Origin of the sequence: Streptomyces sp. GbtcB6, assembly GCF_019091475.1 — a bacterium.
Classification (GTDB): domain Bacteria; phylum Actinomycetota; class Actinomycetes; order Streptomycetales; family Streptomycetaceae; genus Streptomyces; species Streptomyces hyaluromycini.
Genome location: NZ_JAGXJL010000014.1, coordinates 1 through 18,689, shown reverse-complemented (window position 1 = coordinate 18,689; position 18,689 = coordinate 1). Strand labels below are relative to the sequence as shown.

14 protein-coding genes and 1 pseudogene are annotated in these 18,689 nt (G+C 72.0%); 12 read left to right on the top strand and 3 right to left on the bottom strand.

Annotation, left to right across the window (positions count from 1 at the left end; all coding sequences use genetic code 11):
• Positions 1-214 precede the first annotated feature (214 nt).
• Both KVT45_RS23840 and KVT45_RS23835 read left to right on the top strand, forming a co-directional pair.
• The gene (locus KVT45_RS23840; RefSeq protein ID WP_217550657.1) at positions 215-3,925 is read left to right on the top strand and encodes a glycosyltransferase family 2 protein; all 3,711 of its coding nucleotides are present in this window, start codon (positions 215-217) and stop codon (positions 3,923-3,925) included.
• Positions 3,922-5,415 carry a DUF5719 family protein gene (locus KVT45_RS23835; protein WP_217550655.1) on the top strand — a complete coding sequence of 498 codons (1,494 nt, stop codon included), beginning with the start codon at positions 3,922-3,924 and terminating at the stop codon, positions 5,413-5,415. Before KVT45_RS23840 ends, KVT45_RS23835 begins: the two co-directional genes overlap by 4 nt.
• A 33-nt stretch (positions 5,416-5,448) precedes the next feature.
• Here KVT45_RS23835 and KVT45_RS23830 read toward each other — a convergent pair whose 3' ends face one another.
• Positions 5,449-5,901, bottom strand: a complete 453-nt coding sequence (locus tag KVT45_RS23830; protein ID WP_217550993.1) for a metallopeptidase family protein — start codon at positions 5,899-5,901, stop codon at positions 5,449-5,451.
• A 278-nt stretch (positions 5,902-6,179) separates the two neighbouring features.
• Here KVT45_RS23830 and KVT45_RS23825 point away from each other — a divergent pair, with 278 nt between their 5' ends.
• The 9 genes and pseudogenes from KVT45_RS23825 to KVT45_RS23785 all read left to right on the top strand — a co-directional run bounded on the left by KVT45_RS23825 (position 6,180) and on the right by KVT45_RS23785 (position 16,143).
• Positions 6,180-6,605: a DUF3499 domain-containing protein gene (locus KVT45_RS23825; protein WP_217550991.1), complete on the top strand. Its 426-nt coding sequence runs from the start codon at positions 6,180-6,182 to the stop codon at positions 6,603-6,605.
• A 72-nt stretch (positions 6,606-6,677) separates the two neighbouring features.
• Positions 6,678-7,390, top strand: a pseudogene (locus tag KVT45_RS23820) (L-lactate permease); the annotation flags it as partial.
• A gap of 332 nt (positions 7,391-7,722) precedes the next feature.
• On the top strand, positions 7,723-9,090 hold the full coding sequence (locus KVT45_RS23815) for a phosphomannomutase/phosphoglucomutase (RefSeq protein WP_217550654.1): 1,368 nt from the start codon (positions 7,723-7,725) through the stop codon (positions 9,088-9,090).
• Between the two features lie 376 nt (positions 9,091-9,466).
• Entirely contained in the window at positions 9,467-9,637 is a 171-nt protein-coding gene (locus KVT45_RS23810) for a Trm112 family protein (protein ID WP_217550652.1), read from the top strand.
• A gap of 55 nt (positions 9,638-9,692) precedes the next feature.
• Positions 9,693-10,820 carry an SIS domain-containing protein gene (locus KVT45_RS23805; RefSeq protein ID WP_217550650.1) on the top strand — a complete coding sequence of 376 codons (1,128 nt, stop codon included), beginning with the start codon at positions 9,693-9,695 and terminating at the stop codon, positions 10,818-10,820.
• 217 nt (positions 10,821-11,037) lie between these two features.
• Positions 11,038-12,189 (top strand): mannose-6-phosphate isomerase, class I, encoded by a 1,152-nt coding sequence (gene manA, locus KVT45_RS23800; RefSeq protein WP_217550990.1) that lies wholly within the window; start codon positions 11,038-11,040, stop codon positions 12,187-12,189.
• A 169-nt stretch (positions 12,190-12,358) separates the two neighbouring features.
• The gene (locus tag KVT45_RS23795) at positions 12,359-13,339 is read left to right on the top strand and encodes a cation diffusion facilitator family transporter (RefSeq protein ID WP_217550648.1); all 981 of its coding nucleotides are present in this window, start codon (positions 12,359-12,361) and stop codon (positions 13,337-13,339) included.
• Positions 13,340-13,866: 527 nt separating this feature from the next.
• Positions 13,867-15,324, top strand: a complete 1,458-nt coding sequence (ahcY, locus tag KVT45_RS23790; protein WP_217550646.1) for an adenosylhomocysteinase — start codon at positions 13,867-13,869, stop codon at positions 15,322-15,324.
• Positions 15,325-15,516: 192 nt separating this feature from the next.
• Positions 15,517-16,143, top strand: a complete 627-nt coding sequence (locus KVT45_RS23785; RefSeq protein ID WP_217550644.1) for a hypothetical protein — start codon at positions 15,517-15,519, stop codon at positions 16,141-16,143.
• Between the two features lie 27 nt (positions 16,144-16,170).
• On the opposite strand, the gene KVT45_RS23780 is transcribed toward KVT45_RS23785, so the two are convergent.
• Complete coding sequence (locus KVT45_RS23780; protein WP_217550642.1) at positions 16,171-17,094, bottom strand: RDD family protein; 924 nt, start codon at positions 17,092-17,094, stop codon at positions 16,171-16,173.
• 141 nt (positions 17,095-17,235) lie between these two features.
• Between KVT45_RS23780 and KVT45_RS23775 the strand changes: the two genes are divergently transcribed.
• Positions 17,236-18,243, top strand: a complete 1,008-nt coding sequence (locus KVT45_RS23775) for a stage II sporulation protein M (RefSeq protein ID WP_217550641.1) — start codon at positions 17,236-17,238, stop codon at positions 18,241-18,243.
• Positions 18,244-18,352: 109 nt separating this feature from the next.
• On the opposite strand, the gene KVT45_RS23770 is transcribed toward KVT45_RS23775, so the two are convergent.
• Positions 18,353-18,689, bottom strand: a 337-nt coding sequence (locus KVT45_RS23770; RefSeq protein ID WP_217550639.1) for a hypothetical protein, incomplete at its 5' end; no start/stop codon positions are given.

Sequence of the window (18,689 nt, the reverse complement as noted above, 5' to 3'; positions counted from 1 at the left end):
AAGCGAAGCGGACGCCGAGGCGGGTGCCTGCGGCGGACGTCCATCCAACGCACACATCTGAGCTGCGCGAACGGCCCGTCGCCGGTGGGTTATCCACAGGCGGCGGGCCGTCGACATGCCCAGCCGATAGTGTGGGCGCTCGTCCGAGACGCCTCGCCGCCACCAGCGGGCGCAGGAGTCCACCGCAGTCCATCGAACCGGGGCCCGTACCTCGATGTCCGTGCACAGCCACACGGCAGCTCAAGGCACAGCTGCCACAGCCGCGTTTGACCCAGCGCGCCCGGCGGCGTTCGACCCGACCCGCCCGCCCGAGTTCCCGCGTCACGTGGTGACCGCGGTCCTCGTCTCCCACGACGGAGCCCGCTGGCTGCCCGACGCGCTCGCCGGGCTGCTCGGCCAGGAGCGCCCCGTCCAGTACGCGGTGGCGGCCGACACCGGCAGCGCGGACGACTCCGCCCAGCTGCTCACCGAGTCCCTCGGCGACGCCAACGTCCTGCACCTCGCCCGCCGCACCGGCTTCGGCCAGGCCGTCGAGGAGGCGGGCCGCACCGCGCCCGTCCTCACCCCGGACGACCTGCCGTACCTGAAGCGGCCCAGCGGCTGGGACCCGGTCACCCGCCAGTGGCGCGACGACGCCTACGACATGCCCGAGCTGCCCTACGGCGAGCCGGTCCAGTGGCTCTGGCTGCTGCACGACGACTGCGCCCCGGAACCCGAAGCCCTGGCCCAGCTGCTGCGGGTCGTGGACAACGAGCTGGAGCTGGGCCGCGACGACGTGGCGGTCGTCGGCCCCAAGCTGCGCGGCTGGTACGACCGCCGGCAGCTCCTTGAGGTCGGCGTCACCATCGCCAACTCCGGGCGCCGCTGGACCGGCCTGGACCGCCGTGAGCAGGACCAGGGCCAGCACGACCACGTGCGGACCGTGCTCTCCGTCTCCACCGCCGGCATGCTGATCCGCCGCGACGTCTTCGAGGAGCTCGGCGGCTTCGACCGCCGGCTGCCCCTGATGCGCGACGACGTCGACCTGTGCTGGCGCGCGCACAACGCAGGACACCGCGTCCTGGTCGCCCCCGAGGCCGTCGTACGGCACGCCGAGGCCGCCTCCCGCGAGCGCCGCGCCGTCGACTGCGCAGGCCGCACCACCGCCTCCCCGCACAAGGTCGACAAGGCCGGTGCGATCTACACCCTCCTGGTCAACGCCCGTACGGCCGTGCTGCCCTGGATCCTGCTGCGCCTGGTCCTCGGCACCCTGCTGCGCACCGTCGCCTACCTCGTCGGCAAGGTCCCCGGACAGGCCCTCGACGAGATTCGCGGCCTGCTGGGCACCCTGCTGCGGCCCGAGCGGATCATCGCCGGGCGGCGCAGGCGCGGCCGCTCCCAGCTCGACAAGGGCGAGCTGCGCCCCCTGTTCCCGCCGCCCGGCGCCACCGTCCGGGCCACCGTCGAACAGGTCGCGGGCAACCTCTTCGGCGCCGACGACGAGATCTCCGCGGCCGGCCGGCACGGCGGCGCGGTCGAGTCCGGGCCCGGCGGCGACGACGCCGACTTCCTGGAGATCGAGCAGTTCGCCCGCCTCAAGCGCATCGCCCGCAAGCCGGGCCCGGTGCTCTTCCTGGTGCTGCTGCTGATCTCGCTGGCCGCCTGCCGCGCCCTGCTCGGCTCCGGCGCGCTCGCGGGCGGCGCCCTGCTGCCCGCCCCGGGCACCGCGAGCGAGCTGTGGTCCCGCTACCTGGACGCCTGGCACGCGGTCGGCGCCGGCGGCACCCCGGCCGCGCCGCCGTACCTGGCGATCGTCGCCGCGCTCGCCTCCCTGCTGTTCGGCTCGACCGGGCTCGCGGTCACCGTGCTGCTGGTCGCCTCGGTACCGCTGGCCGGATTCACCGCCTACTTCGCCTCCCGCCCTCTGGTCACCTCGCGCCTGTTGCGCGCCTGGGCGGCCATCGCCTACGCCTTCCTGCCCGCCGCCACCGGCGCCCTCGCCGGCGGCCGCATCGGCACCGCCGTCCTCGCCGTCCTGCTGCCGCTGATCGCCCGCGCGGGCATCGCGGCCAGCGGCCTCACGAAGTCCTCGGGAGCGCGCGGAAGCTGGCGCGCCACCTGGGCGTACGCGCTGCTGCTGACCATCACCACCGCGTTCACGCCGATCGTCTGGCCGATCGCCCTGGTCCTCGGCATCGCCGTCCTGGCCGTGCGCCGCGCCGACCTGGTCGCCTCCGGCCTGCGCCTGCTGGTCCAGCTCGGCACCCCGCTGCTGATCCTCGCGCCCTGGTCGCTGACGCTGCTGCCGTTCGGCTTCTTCAAGGAGGCCGGCCTCGAGTACGGCTCCTCGGCCGCCTCCGCCCTCGACCTGCTCGGCGCCAGCCCGGGCGGCCCCGGCACGGTCGACGGGCTGATGCTCGTCGGCGTCGTCCTGGCCGCGCTCGCCGCCCTGCTGCGCTCCGAGCGCCAGTCGGCCATCCGCACCGCCTGGGCGGTCGCCCTGGTCGGCCTGGTCTTCGCGGTCCTGTCCAACAAGTCCACCTGGGCCGGCCCCGCGACCCTCGTCTACGGCATCGCGATCCTGTCCGCCGCCGCGCTCGGCGCCGACGGGGCCCGCTCGCGTGTCGCCGAGCAGAGCTTCGGCTGGCGCCAGCCGGTGGCCGCCCTGGTCGCCTTCGCCTCCGCCGCCGGCCCGCTGCTGCTCGCCGCCGGCTGGATGATCGCGGGCGCCGACGGCCCGGTCGAGCGGCGCGACCCCGCCCAGGTGCCCGCCTTCGTCGCCGAGGACAGCACCACCACCGACCAGGTGCGCACCCTCGTCCTCGACGGCGACAGCACCGCGCGCGTGTCCTACATGCTGGTGCGCGGCTCCGGCGCCCGCATGGGAGACGCCGAGGTGGCCGCCGCCGACGGCGAGAACGCCACGCTCGACAAGGTCGTCGCCAACCTGGTCGCCGGCTCCGGCGCCGACCAGGCCGACCAGCTCGGCGGGTTCGCCGTGCGCTACGTCCTCGTCCACAAGGGCACGCCGCGCGACATCACACGCGTGCTCGACGCCACCCCCGGCCTGTCCCGGCTCAGCCAGCAGAACGGCAGCGCCCTGTGGCGCGTCGACCAGCAGGTCTCCCGAGCGACCATCGTGTCGGCGAACGGCTCGGGCACGCCCGACTCGGTGCCCGCCGGACCCGTCGACATCCACGCCACCGTCCCGACCGGCGCCGACGGCCGCATCCTGCGCCTGGCCGACTCGGCCTCCCCGGACTGGACGGCCACCCTGGACGGCAAGCCGCTCACCCGCACCACCGTCGACGGCTGGGCCCAGGGCTTCGAACTCCCCTCCTCCGGCGGGAAGCTGGACGTCACCTACGACACACCGTTCACCCACAGCGCCTGGCTGTGGGCGCAGGGTGCGCTCGCCGTCGTCCTGGTCGTCCTCGCCCTGCCCGGCCGCCGCCGCGACGTCGACGACGACCTCCCCGAGGAGCAGCCGATCCCCGCCCAGGCCACCGAGGGCGAGGGCCGCCGCGCCCGCCGCCTGCGCGCCCAGGCGGAGGCCGAGGAGGAGTCCCAGGGATCCCAGGAGATCCCCGAGGGAACCGACCTCCCGTCGACGGCTCCGGAGGAGGAGACCCCGGCCGCGGTCCCGCACCAGCAGCCGTACGACGAATGGGACCCCGCCTCCTACCCGGCGGCCGACGGCTACGACACCGGCTACCCCGACCAGTACCAGGGCGCCGGCACCGGCCAGTACCAGACCGGCGGCTACGACCAGCAGACGTACGACCCGTACCAGACCGGCCAGTACGACCCGTACGCCTACGGCGGGCAGCAGGGGCAGGGGGCGTACGACCCGACGTACCAGCAGGGCTACGACCCCGCCTATGACCCGGCCGCCCAGCACCACCAGGGCACCGGCGGCGAGCACCACGACGGGAGCCAGCAGTGAACCGCACCACCCTGTCCCTGCTCGCCGGCACGGCCGCCCTCGCGGCGGTCACCGGGTTCGCCGCGCTCGACCCGCCGGCCACCACCCCCGCGCACACCGCCGAGACGGCCGCCCAGCTGCCCGTGGAGCGCACCACGCTGCTGTGCCCGGCGCCCAGCCTGTCCGACATCGCCGACACCTCGTACACGTCGTTCACGCCCGTCACCAAGGGCACCACGAGCGGCGGCAAGGCCGAACTCCAGGCCGCCGCCGAGCAGTCGGCGGACGGGACGGGCAGCGGCGGCAAGAAGAAGGCGGCGAAGCCCGTCCTCAGCCCGAAGGCGCCCGGCACCCCGGCCACCGGGGACACCTCCGGTGCCGACGGGCCCGCCTACGTCGGCACCGCCGAGGGCAAGTACGCCCCCGGCTGGACGGTCCAGGAGACCACCGAGGTCGCCGCGGGCACCGGGCGCGGCCTCCAGGGGGTCAACTGCACGGCGGCCGACACCGACTTCTGGTTCCCCGGCGCCAGCACCGCCGCGAGCCGCACCGACTACGTGCACCTCACCAACCCCGACGACGGCGCCGCCGTGGTCGACATCGAGCTGTACGGCAAGGACGGCCAGCTCAAGTCCTCCGTGGGGGAGGGCATCACGGTCCAGCCGCACGCCAGTGAGCCGGTCCTGCTGTCCACGCTCACCGACGAGCGGCAGACCGACCTGACCGTGCACGTGAGCGTGCGCAGCGGCCGGGTCGGCGCGAGTGTGCAGGCCCTGGACGACAAGTCGGGCGGCGACTGGCTGGCCGCCTCCGCCGACCCGTCCGGCAGCCTGGTGCTGCCCGGCATCCCCAAGGACGCCACCGACGTCCGGCTGATCGCCTTCACCACCGGCGACAGCGACGCGGACCTGAAGGTGCGCCTCGCCTCCCCGGACGGCACGATCACCCCGGCGGGCAACGAGACGCTGCACGTGAAGTCGGGCATGACCACCGCGACCGACCTCGGCGACGTCACGCGCGGCGAGGCGGGCTCGCTGATCCTCACGCCGACCGACCAGTCCGTCCCGGTGGTGGCCGCCCTGCGGGTCACCCGCGGCAAGGGCGCCAACCAGGAGACCGCGTACATCCCGGCGACCGCGCCGGTCGGCACGCGCGCGACGTCCGCCGACAACAGCGGCAAGGGCACCACCCTCTCCCTGACCGCGCCCACCGCGACCGCCCAGGTCAAGGTCACGGCGTCGGCGGGCAGCGGCGGCGGCACGGCGGTGTCCAAGACGTTCACCATCAAGTCCGGCACCACCCAGAACATCGACGCCCCGGTCCCGTCCGGTCGGAAGGGCACCTACGCCCTGACCGTGGAGACGGTCTCCGGCGGCCCGGTCTACGGCGCCCGCACCCTGGCGGCCACCGAGGACGGCGTCCCGGGCTTCACGATCCAGACCCTCCCGGACGACCGCGGCACGGTGGCCGTACCGGAGGCGGACCAGGACGTGTCGGTGCTGCAGAAGTAGGCGCGAGACGAGAGGTGCGGGGTCGCCGGGGGCTCAGTCCTCGCCGTACCGGGGATCGACCGTCTCCGGGGTGAGGCCGAGCAGCTCGGCGACCTGCTCCACGACGACCTCGTGCACCAGCGCGGCCCGCTCGTCCCGCCCCTTGGTGCGGATCTCGACCGGCCGCCGGTAGACGACCACCCGCGCCCGGCGTCCCTCGCGCGCGGGGATGACGCCGCCCAGCGGCACCGCCTCGTCGTCCCAGCTGTCACCGTGCCGGTCCTGGAGCCGGGGTACCTCGAGGACCAGGAAATCGATGTCGGCGAGCTGCGGCCAGCGCCGCTCCAGGCGCTCCACGGAGTCCTGCACCAGGTCCGCGAACACGTCGGCGCGACTCGCCGCCAGCGGCACCTGAGGTGGCGCGATCGGCCCGCGCATGCCCCGACCGTGGCGATCGCGTCGACGGGGCCCGGGGGCGGCGGCACGGGGCGGTACACGGTTGTCCATCACTGGTGAAGCGTAGTCCTCGCAGGCTCCGGCCGCGCCGCTCCACGCACCGACATCGCCCGGGACGGGATGTCGCAGGATGACCATTCCAGCCAAGGTTGGGCTCGTTTCCGTATCCCCACGAGACCGGCGAGCTCAAGGCAATTGACGGTGTTTGTACCGACCCGTGACCGGATGCGGTGCCGGCCGTGACCCCGGACGACCCCTTCCGTGCAGGTCAGCAGGGCGTGTCCGGAGGGGTGTGTGGGGTGTTTCACAGTACGACACGGTGGGGTGACCTGGGGGAGAGTCGTCGCGGCCCGCTCAAGAGTGCGGTACCGTCCAACGTCGTGAGCCCTGTACGTCGCTGTTCGCGAACCGCCTGCGGCCGACCCGCCGTCGCGACGCTGACGTACGTCTACGCCGACTCGACCGCGGTCCTCGGCCCGCTCGCCACCTACGCCGAACCCCACTGCTACGACCTGTGCGCCGAGCACTCCGAGCGCCTCACCGCCCCGCGCGGCTGGGAGGTCGTCCGGCTCCTCGACAGCTCCGCTCCGGCGCGTCCGAGCGGGGACGACCTGGAAGCGCTTGCGAACGCGGTGCGCGAGGCCGCCCGCCCCCAGGAGCGAGCGGCCGGAGCGGGCGGCGGCGGCCGTGGCGCGGACCCGATGGAGGTCGCACGGCGCGGCCACCTGCGGGTGCTGCGGTCGCCGGACAACTGACGTCTCGCCGGGCCTTCCTCCCGCCGTTGCTGTCCACTGCTTTCCATTGCCTTCCACGCGGGTTCACACCGCACGCGCGCGTGCAGCGCTGACCTGGACGTGCGCGACGAACGGCCCCAAGTCCTGCGCGCCTACGCCCCGTACGCCCCGTACACCCTGACCATCGCGGTCTTCTCGATCGCCCGGATCCCGCCGGTCAAGGACTGGCCGACGAAGGCGAACCGGGTCTACGACTGGCCCTTCCTGGACGTCGTCAACCCGAAGGGCGAACCGGTCGGAGGAAATCTCCTCACCTGGTCGATCGTCTCCACAGGCGGCACGCAGGTCCTGTCGGCCGGCATCGCCACGACGTCCGTCCTGCGCGTGCACGCGCGCGTGGCGCTCGCGGAATGGCGGAATGGGCGACGACCGTACGGGAGTTGGGGCTCGCGATCCTCACCGTGATGTCCGTCCTCGCCCTCGCCTACGTCATGAACCTCTCCGGACAGGCCGCGACGATCGGCCACTTAGTGGCAGCGGCCGGAGCGGGGCTCGCCTTCCTGCCGCCGGTCCTCGGCTGGTTAGGGGTCGCCGTCGCCGGCTCCGACACCTCGGCCAACGCGCTCTTCGGAGCCCTCCAGGTGAGCGCCGCCCACGAGTTGGGCCTCTCCCCGGACCTCCTGGCGGCCGCCGACAGCTCCGGCGCCATGCTCGGCAAGATGGTCTCCTCGCAGAACCTCACGATCGCCTGCGCGGCGGTAGGCCTGACGCGCCGGGAAGGGGACCTGCTGCGCAGGGTGCTGCCGTGAGCCGCGGCGAGGCCGGAGCCGGTCACGACCACTCGGACCTCCGACCGAGGGGGCTCGACCGGAGGTGGTCGTGGTGCTCGCCCGCAGAGCTCGCCCCCGGCTCCTGACCGCAGTGCCCGCCCGCGGCGCGGCGACCATAGTCGCCTACAGTCGACCGCGACCGACTACGACCGACTACGACTGACTCCCACCGACTGTGACCGACTGGGTCGGATCGCCGCAGATCACAGCCGGGAGTCCGCCGGGTACCCGCTGGGGGATCCCACGTCGGCCCCTCACCCGGAACAGGTAGTTTGGGGCGACCGAGTGGATTTCAGGAGGGTTGGCCAGTGGCTGTTGCTGATCTGTCGCAGATCGTGAAGGCGTACGACGTGCGCGGGGTGGTTCCGGACCAGTGGGACGAGGCACTCGCCGAGCTGTTCGGCGCCGCGTTCGTCCAGGTGACCGATGCCGCCGCGATCGTCGTCGGCCACGACATGCGGCCCTCCTCGCCCGGTCTGTCCCGCGCCTTCGCGCGCGGTGCGGCGGCCCTGGGCGTCGACGTCACCGAGATCGGCCTGTGCTCGACCGACCAGCTGTACTACGCCTCGGGCGCCCTCGGCCTGCCCGGCGCGATGTTCACCGCCTCGCACAACCCGGCGCAGTACAACGGCATCAAGATGTGCCGCGCGGGAGCCGCCCCGGTGGGACAGGACACGGGCCTGACCGAGATCCGGGAACTGGCCGAGCGCTGGTCGCAGGAGGGCGCTCCCGAGCCGGCCGCCTCGCCGGGAACGATCACCACCCGGGAGACGTTGTCGGACTACGCGGCCCACCTGCTCTCGCTCGTGGACCTGACCTCCATCCGCCCGCTGAAGGTCGTGGTCGACGCGGGCAACGGGATGGGCGGGCACACGGTCCCGACGGTCTTCGAGGGCCTGCCGCTGACCCTGGTCCCGATGTACTTCGAGCTGGACGGCACCTTCCCGAACCACGAGGCCAACCCGCTCGACCCCGCCAACATCGTGGACCTCCAGGAGCGCGTGCGCGCCGAGTCCGCCGACCTCGGCCTGGCCTTCGACGGCGATGCGGACCGCTGCTTCGTCGTGGACGAGCGCGGCGAGCCGGTCTCCCCGTCGGCGATCACGGCCCTGGTCGCCGCACGCGAACTGGCGAAGAGCGGCGGCAAGGGCACGGTCATCCACAACCTGATCACGTCCTGGACCGTCCCCGAAGTGGTCCGCGAGAACGGCGGCACCCCCGTCCGCACGCGCGTCGGCCACTCCTTCATCAAGGCCGAGATGGCGAGGTCCGGCGCGATCTTCGGCGGCGAGCACTCGGCCCACTACTACTTCAAGGACTTCTGGAACGCCGACACGGGCATGCTGGCGGCCCTGCACGTCCTCGCCGCCCTCGGCGGCCAGTCCGGCCCGCTGTCCTCCCTCGTCGCCCAGTACGACCGCTACACCGGCTCCGGCGAGATCAACTCCACGGTCGCCGACCAGCAGGCCAGCCTCGCGGAGATCCGCGCGACCTACGGCGACCGCGACGACGTCACCCTGGACGACCTCGACGGCCTCACCGTCACCGCCGCCGACTGGTGGTTCAACGTCCGCCCCTCCAACACGGAACCCCTGCTGCGCCTGAACGCGGAGGCAAGGGACGAGGCGACGATGACGAAGATCCGGGACGAGGTACTGGCGATCATCAGGGCGTGACCCCGGCTCCCCGCCCCCCTCACCTCCCGGCGACCCGAGCCACCCCGCACCCCGGGCACCTTTCAGCCGACCGAGTCGCCGGGTACCTCGGGCGTCTTTCAGCCGACCGAGTCGCCGCGTACCCCAGGAACCTCCTAGCCGATCGAGTCATCGCGTAGCCCAGGAACCTTCCAGCCGACCGAGTCACTCACCCCGCCCTCGCTTTTCAACCGACCGAGTCGGGTGGTGGGTGGGCGAAGGTCTCGGGGGTCCAGGGGGCGGAGCCCCCTGGGCGGTCACCCCGGCGGGCGGTCACCGGTCACCGGCGGCCAGCCCAACCCACCCCACCGGCGGTAACCTGACCGCACGCGAACATCCACCCCCGAAGGGAACCCCCATGCCGCTCGAAGCCGGCCTCCTGGAGATCCTCGCCTGCCCGGCCTGCCACGCCACCCTCAAGGAGCAGGACGCCGAGCTGATCTGCACCGGCGAGGACTGCGGCCTGGCGTACCCCGTCCGCGACGACATCCCCGTCCTCCTCGTCGACGAGGCCCGCCGCCCGGCGTAAGCAGTAGGCACGACAACCGCAGAACATCAGGACCCCGGCAACCGGAGGCCGCTCCATGCTCGACGAATCGCTGCTCGACACCCCGGAGGGCCTCGCCGCGGCCGACCGCCGAGGCCTGCTGCGCGGCGCAGCCGAGGCCGGCGCCCGCGTCCGTACGGCCGCCCGGCACGCCATCGAGGCAGGTGTCCAGGAGCTCAAGCCGGACGGCCGCCCGCGCGCCGTACTGATCGCGGGCCCCGGCGTCGCCGCCACCCACGCCGCCGACCTCCTCGGCTCGCTGGCCGGCCCCGGCAGCCCCGTCACCCGTCTGGCCCCCACCGGCGTCGCCCCGGCCGCCGGCGCCCTGCGCTGGGAGCTCCCCGGCTGGGCCGGCTCCGTCGACCTGCTGCTGATCGCCACCCCGGACGGCACCGAACCCAGCCTCTCCCTCCTCGCCGACCAGGCCTACCGGCGCGGCTGCTCGGTCGCGGCCGTGGCCCCCGCCGGCACCCCGCTCGCCGAGGCGGTGGCCGGCGCCCACGGCCTGTTCATGCCGATGGCGACGGCCCCGTACGACCACGGCGAGCCGCTCGCCGGCTCCTCCCCGGGCGTCCTGTGGGCGCTGCTCACCCCGCTGCTCGCCCTCCTCGACCGGATCGGCCTGGTCACCGCACCGCCGGATGACCTGGAGAAGGTCGCCGACCGCCTCGACCGCATCGCCGAGCGCTGCGGCCCGGCCATCGTGACCTACAGCAACCCGGCCAAGACCCTCGCCGCGGAACTCGCCGACGCGCTCCCCGTGGTCTGGACGGAGGGCGACTCGGCAGGCCCGGCCGGCCGCCGCTTCGCCGCCGCCCTCGCCGAACTGGCCGGCCGACCCGCCCTGGTGGCCGAACTCCCCGAGGCTCTGGCGGCCCACACCGCCCTGCTCGCCGGGCCGCTCGCGGCCAGCGCCGACCCCGACGACTTCTTCCGCGACCGCGTGGACGAGCCGCCCGCGCTGCACGCGCGCGTGGTGCTGCTCCGCGACCGCCCCATCGGCGGCCTCACCGCCGCACCCGCCGCCCGCGACCTCGCCCTCAGTCACGACACCCCGATCAGCGAGCTGGAGCCCGAGGCGGGCGATGAGCTGGAGACCCTGGCGGAACTGATCGCCGTCACGGATTTCGCCGCCGTTTACCTGGCGCTCGCTTCGGGGGCCTGAGGTGGACACCGACACCGGTCCCGCCGCACGAAGGACGACCTGAGGGCCGTACCGCAGGCGAACCGGTAGGGGAACACATGGTGAACACAGCCGTCGTACACCGTCGTACGACGCGCACACCCCCGTACGACGCGCACACCCCCGTACGACTCACCACGTGCCCCCCCGCACAACCCTGTTCGCCCCCGCCCGCAGAGAGAACCGGCAGAGAGAAGTCATGGATCTCCTCGACAACACCATCCGCCCCTACGCCTGGGGTTCGACGACCGCCATCCCGAAGCTGCTCGGGGTCGAGCCGAGCGGCGAGCCGCAGGCGGAGATGTGGATGGGCGCTCACCCGGGCGCCCCCTCGCGCACCGCGCGCGGCACGCTCGTCGAGGTCATCGACGCGAACCCGAAGGCCGAACTGGGCGAGGCGGCCGTGGCCAAGTTCGGTCCGCGGCTGCCCTTCCTGCTCAAGATCCTCGCCGCCGGCGCCCCGCTCTCCCTCCAGGTGCACCCCAACCTGGAGCAGGCCAGGGAGGGTTACGAGGACGAGGAGCGGCGCGGCATCCCGATCGACGCCCCGCACCGCAACTACAAGGACGCCAACCACAAGCCCGAACTGATCTGCGCCCTCACCGAGTTCGACGGCCTGTGCGGCTTCAGTGCCCCGGAGCAGGCGGCCGAACTCCTCGACGGCCTCGGCGTGAACTCCCTCAAGCCGTACGTCGACCTGCTGCGCGCCCACCCCGAGGAAGCGGCGCTGCGCGAGGTCCTCACCGCGATCCTCAGCGCCGACCGCGAGGAGATGGCCCACACGGTCGCCGAGGCCACAGCCGCCTGCACCCGCCTCGGCGGCGACTACGCTCCCTACGCCGACCTCGCCCACCACTTCCCGGGCGACCCCGGCGTCATCGCGGCCATGCTCCTCAACTACGTGCGCCTGCAGCCCGGCGAGGCCCTCTTCCTCGGCGCCGGTATCCCGCACGCCTACCTCAACGGCCTCGGCGTCGAGATCATGGCCAACTCCGACAACGTCCTGCGCTGCGGTCTGACCCCCAAGCACGTCGACGTCCCCGAACTCCTGCATGTCGTCCGCTTCGAGGCGGGTGACGCGGGCGTGCTGCGCCCCGAGGCCGCCCCGGACGGCGAGGAGGTCTACGAGACGCCGATCGACGAGTTCCGGCTCTCCCGGTACGTCCTGCCCGAGGGCACCGCCGCCCACGACCTCACCCTGCCGACCCCGCAGATCCTGCTCTGCACGGCCGGCACGGTCCGCGTCGGCGAGTACGACCTGGCCCCCGGCCGGTCGGTGTTCGTCCCGGCGGGTGAGAAGGCGGAGGTGTCGGGCGCCGGCACGGTCTTCCGTGCCACGGTGATCGTCTGAGAGACCCGCGCTTCTCGCCAGGTCCAGTCGTGGGATCCGATTGTCGTACCGGTGGTGTGGATACCTGACGAGCCGCTCCCGGACAGGGCTGCAAGAATGGCCCACCGGCAAAGCACGGGCAAAGACGAGTACCGGCGAAGACGAGAACGAGAAGGGACAACGCGAACACATGAGCGCGTCAGGCGGCACCAGGGCGATTGTGGCGGCGCTCGGCGCCAACCTCGCGATCGCGGCATCGAAGTTCGTGGCGTTCGCCTTCAGCGGCTCCTCGTCGATGCTCGCCGAGGGCGTCCACTCGCTCGCCGACTCCGGCAACCAGTTCCTGCTGCTCATCGGCGGCAAGAAGGCCCAGCGCGAGGCGACCCCGCAACACCCCTTCGGTTACGGCCGCGAGCGGTACATCTACGCCTTCCTCGTCTCCATCGTGCTCTTCTCGGTCGGTGGCATGTTCGCCATCTACGAGGGCTACGAGAAGATCAACCACCCCCACCAAGTGGAGCACTGGTACTGGCCGGTGGGCGTTCTCCTCTTCGCGATCATCGCCGAGGGCTTCTCCTTCAGGACGGCCATCAAGGAGTCCAACGAACTGCGCGGCAAGCTGTCCTGGTCGCAGTTCATCCGCCGGGCCAAGGCCCCCGAGCTGCCGGTCGTCCTCCTTGAGGACTTCGGCGCGCTCATCGGCCTCGTCCTCGCCCTCCTCGGCGTCGGCCTCGCCCTGCTCACCGGCGACGGCGTCTGGGACGGCATCGGTACGGTCTGCATCGGCGTCCTGCTCGTCCTGATCGCCCTCGTCCTGGCCGCCGAGACCAAGTCCCTCCTGCTCGGCGAGGCCGCGGGCGTCGAGGAGGTCAAGAAGATCGAGGCCGCGATCGTCGACGGCGACACGGTCACCGGCATCATCCACATGCGCACGCTCCACCTCGGCCCCGAGGAACTCCTCGTCGCCGCCAAGATCGCTGTCCAGCACGACGAGACGGCCGCCGAGGTCGCCAAGGCCATCAACGCCGCCGAGGCCCGCATCCGCACCGCGGTCCCCATCGCCCGCGTGATCTACCTGGAACCGGACATCTACAGCGAGGCAGAGGCCGCCAAGGGCCCCGACCCGGAAGCCACCCCGGGCGGCCCGACCCCCCACTCCGCCGACCACTGACCCTCTCTCCGCCCGACAGCACGGGCCCGCTCCCCTCGGCTTGCCAGGGAAGCGGGCCCGTCGTCATCCGCCCCTCAGGACAGCGCCCCCCATGCGCGCAGGGCCGACCGGATCGATCAGGCCGATCCCCCGACACCTTCGTCACACGAGGCGGCGCCGCCCCCGGACACCCCTGCGAAACCGACCGGAACCCCCGATCTCCCCGCGCCCCGCACCCCCGGCGACCACCCCACCGCACCCTCGCCGACACCCCCGCCGACCACGCTCACCCTCCTCGAACGGCGTGATCTGTTCGGAGGCGGACTGGGGACGGCCCGCTCCTCCGGTGTAGCTTGGGACGGAGCCAGACGTCGCTGCTGATGGCGGTCGGGCGGTCCCCTACGGACCGTCCGAGGGAGAGAGGGCCTCCGACGGACTGCGCTGCGCGTACGTGGGCATGCCTGTGTCCTCTTCTCGGGCACCCCTGTGTCCGCCGCCGCGCAGACCAGCCGTACCCACCCTCGACCCAACCCGAGGAGCAGCTCGCAATGACGACTGTCGACAACCGACAGGACTTCAAGGTCGCCGACCTCTCCCTGGCCGAGTTCGGCCGCAAGGAGATCACCCTCGCCGAGCACGAGATGCCCGGCCTGATGGCGATCCGCAAGGAGTACGCCGAGACCCAGCCGCTGGCCGGGGCCCGCGTGACCGGCTCCCTGCACATGACCGTGCAGACCGCCGTCCTGATCGAGACCCTGGTCGCCCTGGGCGCGCAGGTCCGCTGGGCGTCCTGCAACATCTTCTCCACCCAGGACCACGCGGCCGCCGCCATCGCCGTCGGCCCGAACGGCACGCCCGACAACCCGCAGGGCGTCCCGGTCTTCGCCTGGAAGGGCGAGACCCTGGAGGAGTACTGGTGGTGCACGGAGCAGGCGCTGACCTGGCCGGACAGCCCCACCGGCGGCCCCAACATGATCCTCGACGACGGCGGTGACGCCACCCTCCTCGTCCACAAGGGCGTCGAGTACGAGAAGGACGGCAAGGTCCCCGGCCTGGAGACCGCCGAGTCCGACGAGCACCGCGTCATCCTCGAACTCCTGCACCGCACCATCACGGACGGCTCGCAGAAGTGGACCCAGCTGGCCTCCGAGATCCGCGGCGTGACCGAGGAGACCACGACCGGCGTCCACCGCCTGTACGAGATGCAGCGCGACGGCGTCCTCCTGTTCCCGGCGATCAACGTCAACGACGCCGTCACCAAGTCGAAGTTCGACAACAAGTACGGCTGCCGCCACTCGCTGATCGACGGTATCAACCGCGCCACCGACGTCCTGATCGGCGGCAAGACCGCGGTCGTCTGCGGCTACGGCGACGTGGGCAAGGGCTGCGCGGAGTCCCTGCGCGGACAGGGCGCCCGCGTGATCGTCACCGAGATCGACCCGATCTGCGCCCTCCAGGCCGCGATGGACGGCTACCAGGTCACGACCCTCGACGAGGTCATCGACAAGGCCGACATCTTCGTCACCACGACCGGCAACAAGGACATCATCATGGCCTCGGACATGGCCAAGATGAAGCACCAGGCCATCGTCGGCAACATCGGCCACTTCGACAACGAGATCGACATGGCCGGCCTCGCCAAGGTCCCCGGCATCGTCAAGGACGAGGTCAAGCCGCAGGTCCACACCTGGAAGTTCCCCGACGGCAAGGTGCTCATCGTCCTCTCCGAGGGCCGCCTGCTGAACCTGGGCAACGCCACCGGCCACCCGTCGTTCGTGATGTCCAACTCCTTCGCGGACCAGACCCTGGCCCAGATCGAGCTGTTCACCAAGCCCGACGAGTACCCGGTCGGCGTCTACACGCTGCCCAAGCACCTCGACGAGAAGGTCGCCCGCCTGCACCTGGACGCGCTCGGCGTGAAGCTGACGACGCTGCGCCCCGAGCAGGCCGCGTACATCGGCGTGGAGGTCGAGGGTCCGTACAAGTCGGACCACTACCGCTACTGAGCGCGGGCCCTGTCCACCGGGAAGCGCACCCGTGCACTGACGCGCTCTCCCGGTGGCAGGTCCTCCGGTCCGCCGAGGCAGGCCCCCGCACCCCCGTGCCGGGGGCCTGCCCCTTTGGCCCGTCGACCGCCCGCGCGGCCGTACCGCGGGTCCGAGTGCCGGACCCACACCCCGTCAAGCCCCAGGACCCCCATGCCCCGCGGCCGCTATTCGCTCCACGATCCGCACGATCACACCCCCCTCGGTGAAGAACACTTCCAGTGCGCCCCCGGCCCCTCCGGCTGGCGTTATGTCTCCCAAGTGACCACCCCCTCCGGTGACCACGGCGGCTCGGTCGATCTCGCCCTCGACGACCTCGGCCGTCCCATCCGCCTCGAACTCCACGCCGGGGGCTGGCAGGTGCGCGGCGCCGCCCTGGACGGCGTCACCTGGGTCCGCACGGACCCCACCGGCACCCATGCCACCGAAGGCAATGTGCGCGCCCACGCCTTCACCGGCACGTCCCCCGCGTTCCTGGTCGCCACCGCCCGTCTGCTGCGCCTCACCCCCTCCGCTGCCGCGACCCGCGTACGCCTCGTGGCCTTCACGGACCCGGTCCTCGCCCCCCGCACCGTGGACCAGTCCTGGGCCCTGCTGAAAAGAGAAACACACGCCACTGACAACGGCCCTCTGACCGTGGACGAATACCAGGTCACAGCCCTGGACACAGGCGAGCAGCACCTCGTGCACCTCGCCGGCGACGTGGTCCTGGCGGCCCCGGGAATCGAGCTGGAGGACCTGCAGTCACCGCCGTCTGTCTTCAAGGACCCCGACGACTGAACAACGGGCCAACGGGCCGAACCACGCCTACGCCGGCGGCACGAACCCGGTGGCGGGCCGCTCGGCCGTCGCCGCGGGAGGAGCGACGGGCGCGGCCGACGGCGGAGGGACAGGGGTAGACACAGGGTTGGGCACAGGGCCAGGGGGCGTACCGGGCACCGGAGGCGCGTACGCGTTGGAGGCACCGGAAGACGCAGGAGCATGGCCTGCGAAGGCCCGCCGGGCTTCGCGGGCCTGCCGCTCCTGCACCACCGCCGCCAGATACGCGGCCGGCGGAATGTCCGGGGGCGCCGGAGTCCCCGTCCGGGTCGCGAGATCGCCCGCGAGCTGTACGGCCATCGCCCACGAGACCTGCGGATCGAGCTGCTGCATCCGCGTCAGGTACTGCCGGACCGCGAGCCACAGCCCGTCCGGAACGGCTGACAGGTCCAGCCCGGCGAAACGTCCCGCCAGCCAGGGCGGAGGCGGCGGAACGAAACGGGCCTGCCCGACGGGCACCCGCTCCCGCACGACCAGGGTCCCCGCGAACACATCCCCCAGCCGCCGCCCACGTGCCGAGACCAGCGAGGCGATACAGGCGACGACCCCGAACGTCACCAGAATCTCGACCACGCCGAAAGCGCCCCGCACCAGCGCATGCCGGAACCGGATGGGCCCGCCGTCATCCCGCACGACCCGCAGTCCGCACGCCATCTTCCCGAGCGAGCGACCGTGTGTCAGCGTCTCCACCGCGATCGGCGCACCGACCAGCACCAGCAGGAAGGCCGCGATCGCCAGGGCGACCTGCGCGGCGTCGTCGAGCGAGGCCGTGGCCGCCGCGAGACCTATCGAAATGGCGATGTACACGGTGAAGGCCACGACCAGGTCGAGCAGCACGGCCAGTGCCCTGCTGGGCAGCCTCGCAGGACGCAGTTCGAGCGCCACCGCCTCGCCCGTCACCAGCTCACTCACGCCCGCCGCCTTCCCCTGGTCTGCCCCGTACAGCGCAAGTCTGCCAAGCTGAGGACGCATCGCGCCGCAGTACGACAAGCTGACAGCCGCGACATTGCTACGACAGGCAGTCGACGACCAGCCGAGGAGCAGGCAGACCCGATGGACCTCGACGTCTTCGTCTCCGCACACCGAGCCGAATGGGACCGTCTCGACGCGCTCCTCCGCCGCCAGCGGCGGCTCAACGGAGCCGAGGCCGACGAACTCGTCACGCTCTACCAGCGCACCGCGACCCATCTCTCCCTGATCCAGTCCAGCGCTCCCGATCCACAGCTCACCGGGCGCCTCAGCCAACTCGTCGCACGCGCGCGCAGCGCGGTGACCGGCACCCGTCGCGCCTCCTGGCGCGACGTCGCACGCTTCCTCGGACAGGGATTCCCGGCCGCTGTCTACCGCTCCCGCCACTGGTGGGTCCCGACCGCGCTCGTCTCCACCGCCGTCGCGATCCTTCTGGGCTGGTGGATCGGCATCCACCCGGAGGTGCAGTCGACCATCGCGGCCCCCAGCCAGCTCCGCGAGCTGACCCGCCCCGGCGGCGAGTACGAGACCTACTACTCCAGCCATCCCGCGGCTTCCTTCGCGGCCCAGGTGTGGACGAACAACGCCAGGGCCGCCGCGATGTGCCTGGTCCTGGGCGTCTTTCTCGGTCTTCCGGTCCTCTGGATCCTCTTCGAGAACATGCTCAACCTGGGTGTCGGCTTCGGCCTGATGTCCTCGGCCGGCCGCCTCGACACCTTCCTGGGCCTGGTCCTCCCGCACGGGCTGCTGGAACTCACCGCTGTCTTCGTGGCCGCGGGAACCGGACTCCGCCTCGGCTGGACTCTCATAGACCCCGGCCCGCGCAGCCGTCGTACGGCCCTGGCCGAAGAGGGCCGCGCCGCCGTGGGCATGGCGATAGGCCTGGCCCTGGTCCTGTTCGTCTCCGGCGCGATCGAAGGCTTCGTCACCCCGTCCGGCCTGCCGACCTGGGCGCGCATAGGCATCGGAGTAGTGGCTGAGCTGGCCTTCCTGGCCTACGTCTTTGTCGTGGGGGGCCGTGCCGCTCGCGCCGGCGAGACAGGTGACCTCGAGGAGACCGAGCGCAGCGCGTTCGTCCCAACGGCCGCCTGATGTGCGGAGACCTCCCGTGAGCTGCTAGTGTCCTCCTCGTCCCGGAAGACCTGTTGACACGGGTTGGATGGGGAGGTAGATTCAAACAGTTGCCTAGAACTGGACAGGTTCAGGGCCGATCGTTAGAATCGATCTGCTTCATAACGGAGAGTAGTTCTCTCCGAAAATCGAAGCCACCCTCCGATTTACTCAGAAATGAGTGGCCGGTCAGACCGGCCAAGAACTTCTGATAAAGTCGGACTCGCCGAAAGAGAGCCGAAAGGCAATCGAAAAGGCAAAGGCCCTCCAGCGGCCACCGGAAATGAATTCCGACCGGAAACGGAACGGAAAACGGATCTGGTAAGGTTGGAAACACCGAAGGGAAGCCCTGAGGAAAGCCCGAGAGGGTGAGTACAAAGGAAGCGACCGTTCCTTGAGAACTCAACAGCGTGCCAAAAGTCAACGCC

Coding starts and splice junctions, on each gene's coding strand:
- KVT45_RS23840 (WP_217550657.1), top strand. CDS start 215: ATGTCCGTGCACAGCCACACGGCAGCTCAAGGCACAGCTGCCACAGCC.
- KVT45_RS23830 (WP_217550993.1), bottom strand. CDS start 5,901: ATGGACAACCGTGTACCGCCCCGTGCCGCCGCCCCCGGGCCCCGTCGA.
- KVT45_RS23810 (WP_217550652.1), top strand. CDS start 9,467: ATGCCGCTCGAAGCCGGCCTCCTGGAGATCCTCGCCTGCCCGGCCTGC.
- KVT45_RS23805 (WP_217550650.1), top strand. CDS start 9,693: ATGCTCGACGAATCGCTGCTCGACACCCCGGAGGGCCTCGCCGCGGCC.
- manA (WP_217550990.1), top strand. CDS start 11,038: ATGGATCTCCTCGACAACACCATCCGCCCCTACGCCTGGGGTTCGACG.
- KVT45_RS23795 (WP_217550648.1), top strand. CDS start 12,359: ATGAGCGCGTCAGGCGGCACCAGGGCGATTGTGGCGGCGCTCGGCGCC.
- ahcY (WP_217550646.1), top strand. CDS start 13,867: ATGACGACTGTCGACAACCGACAGGACTTCAAGGTCGCCGACCTCTCC.
- KVT45_RS23785 (WP_217550644.1), top strand. CDS start 15,517: ATGCCCCGCGGCCGCTATTCGCTCCACGATCCGCACGATCACACCCCC.
- KVT45_RS23775 (WP_217550641.1), top strand. CDS start 17,236: ATGGACCTCGACGTCTTCGTCTCCGCACACCGAGCCGAATGGGACCGT.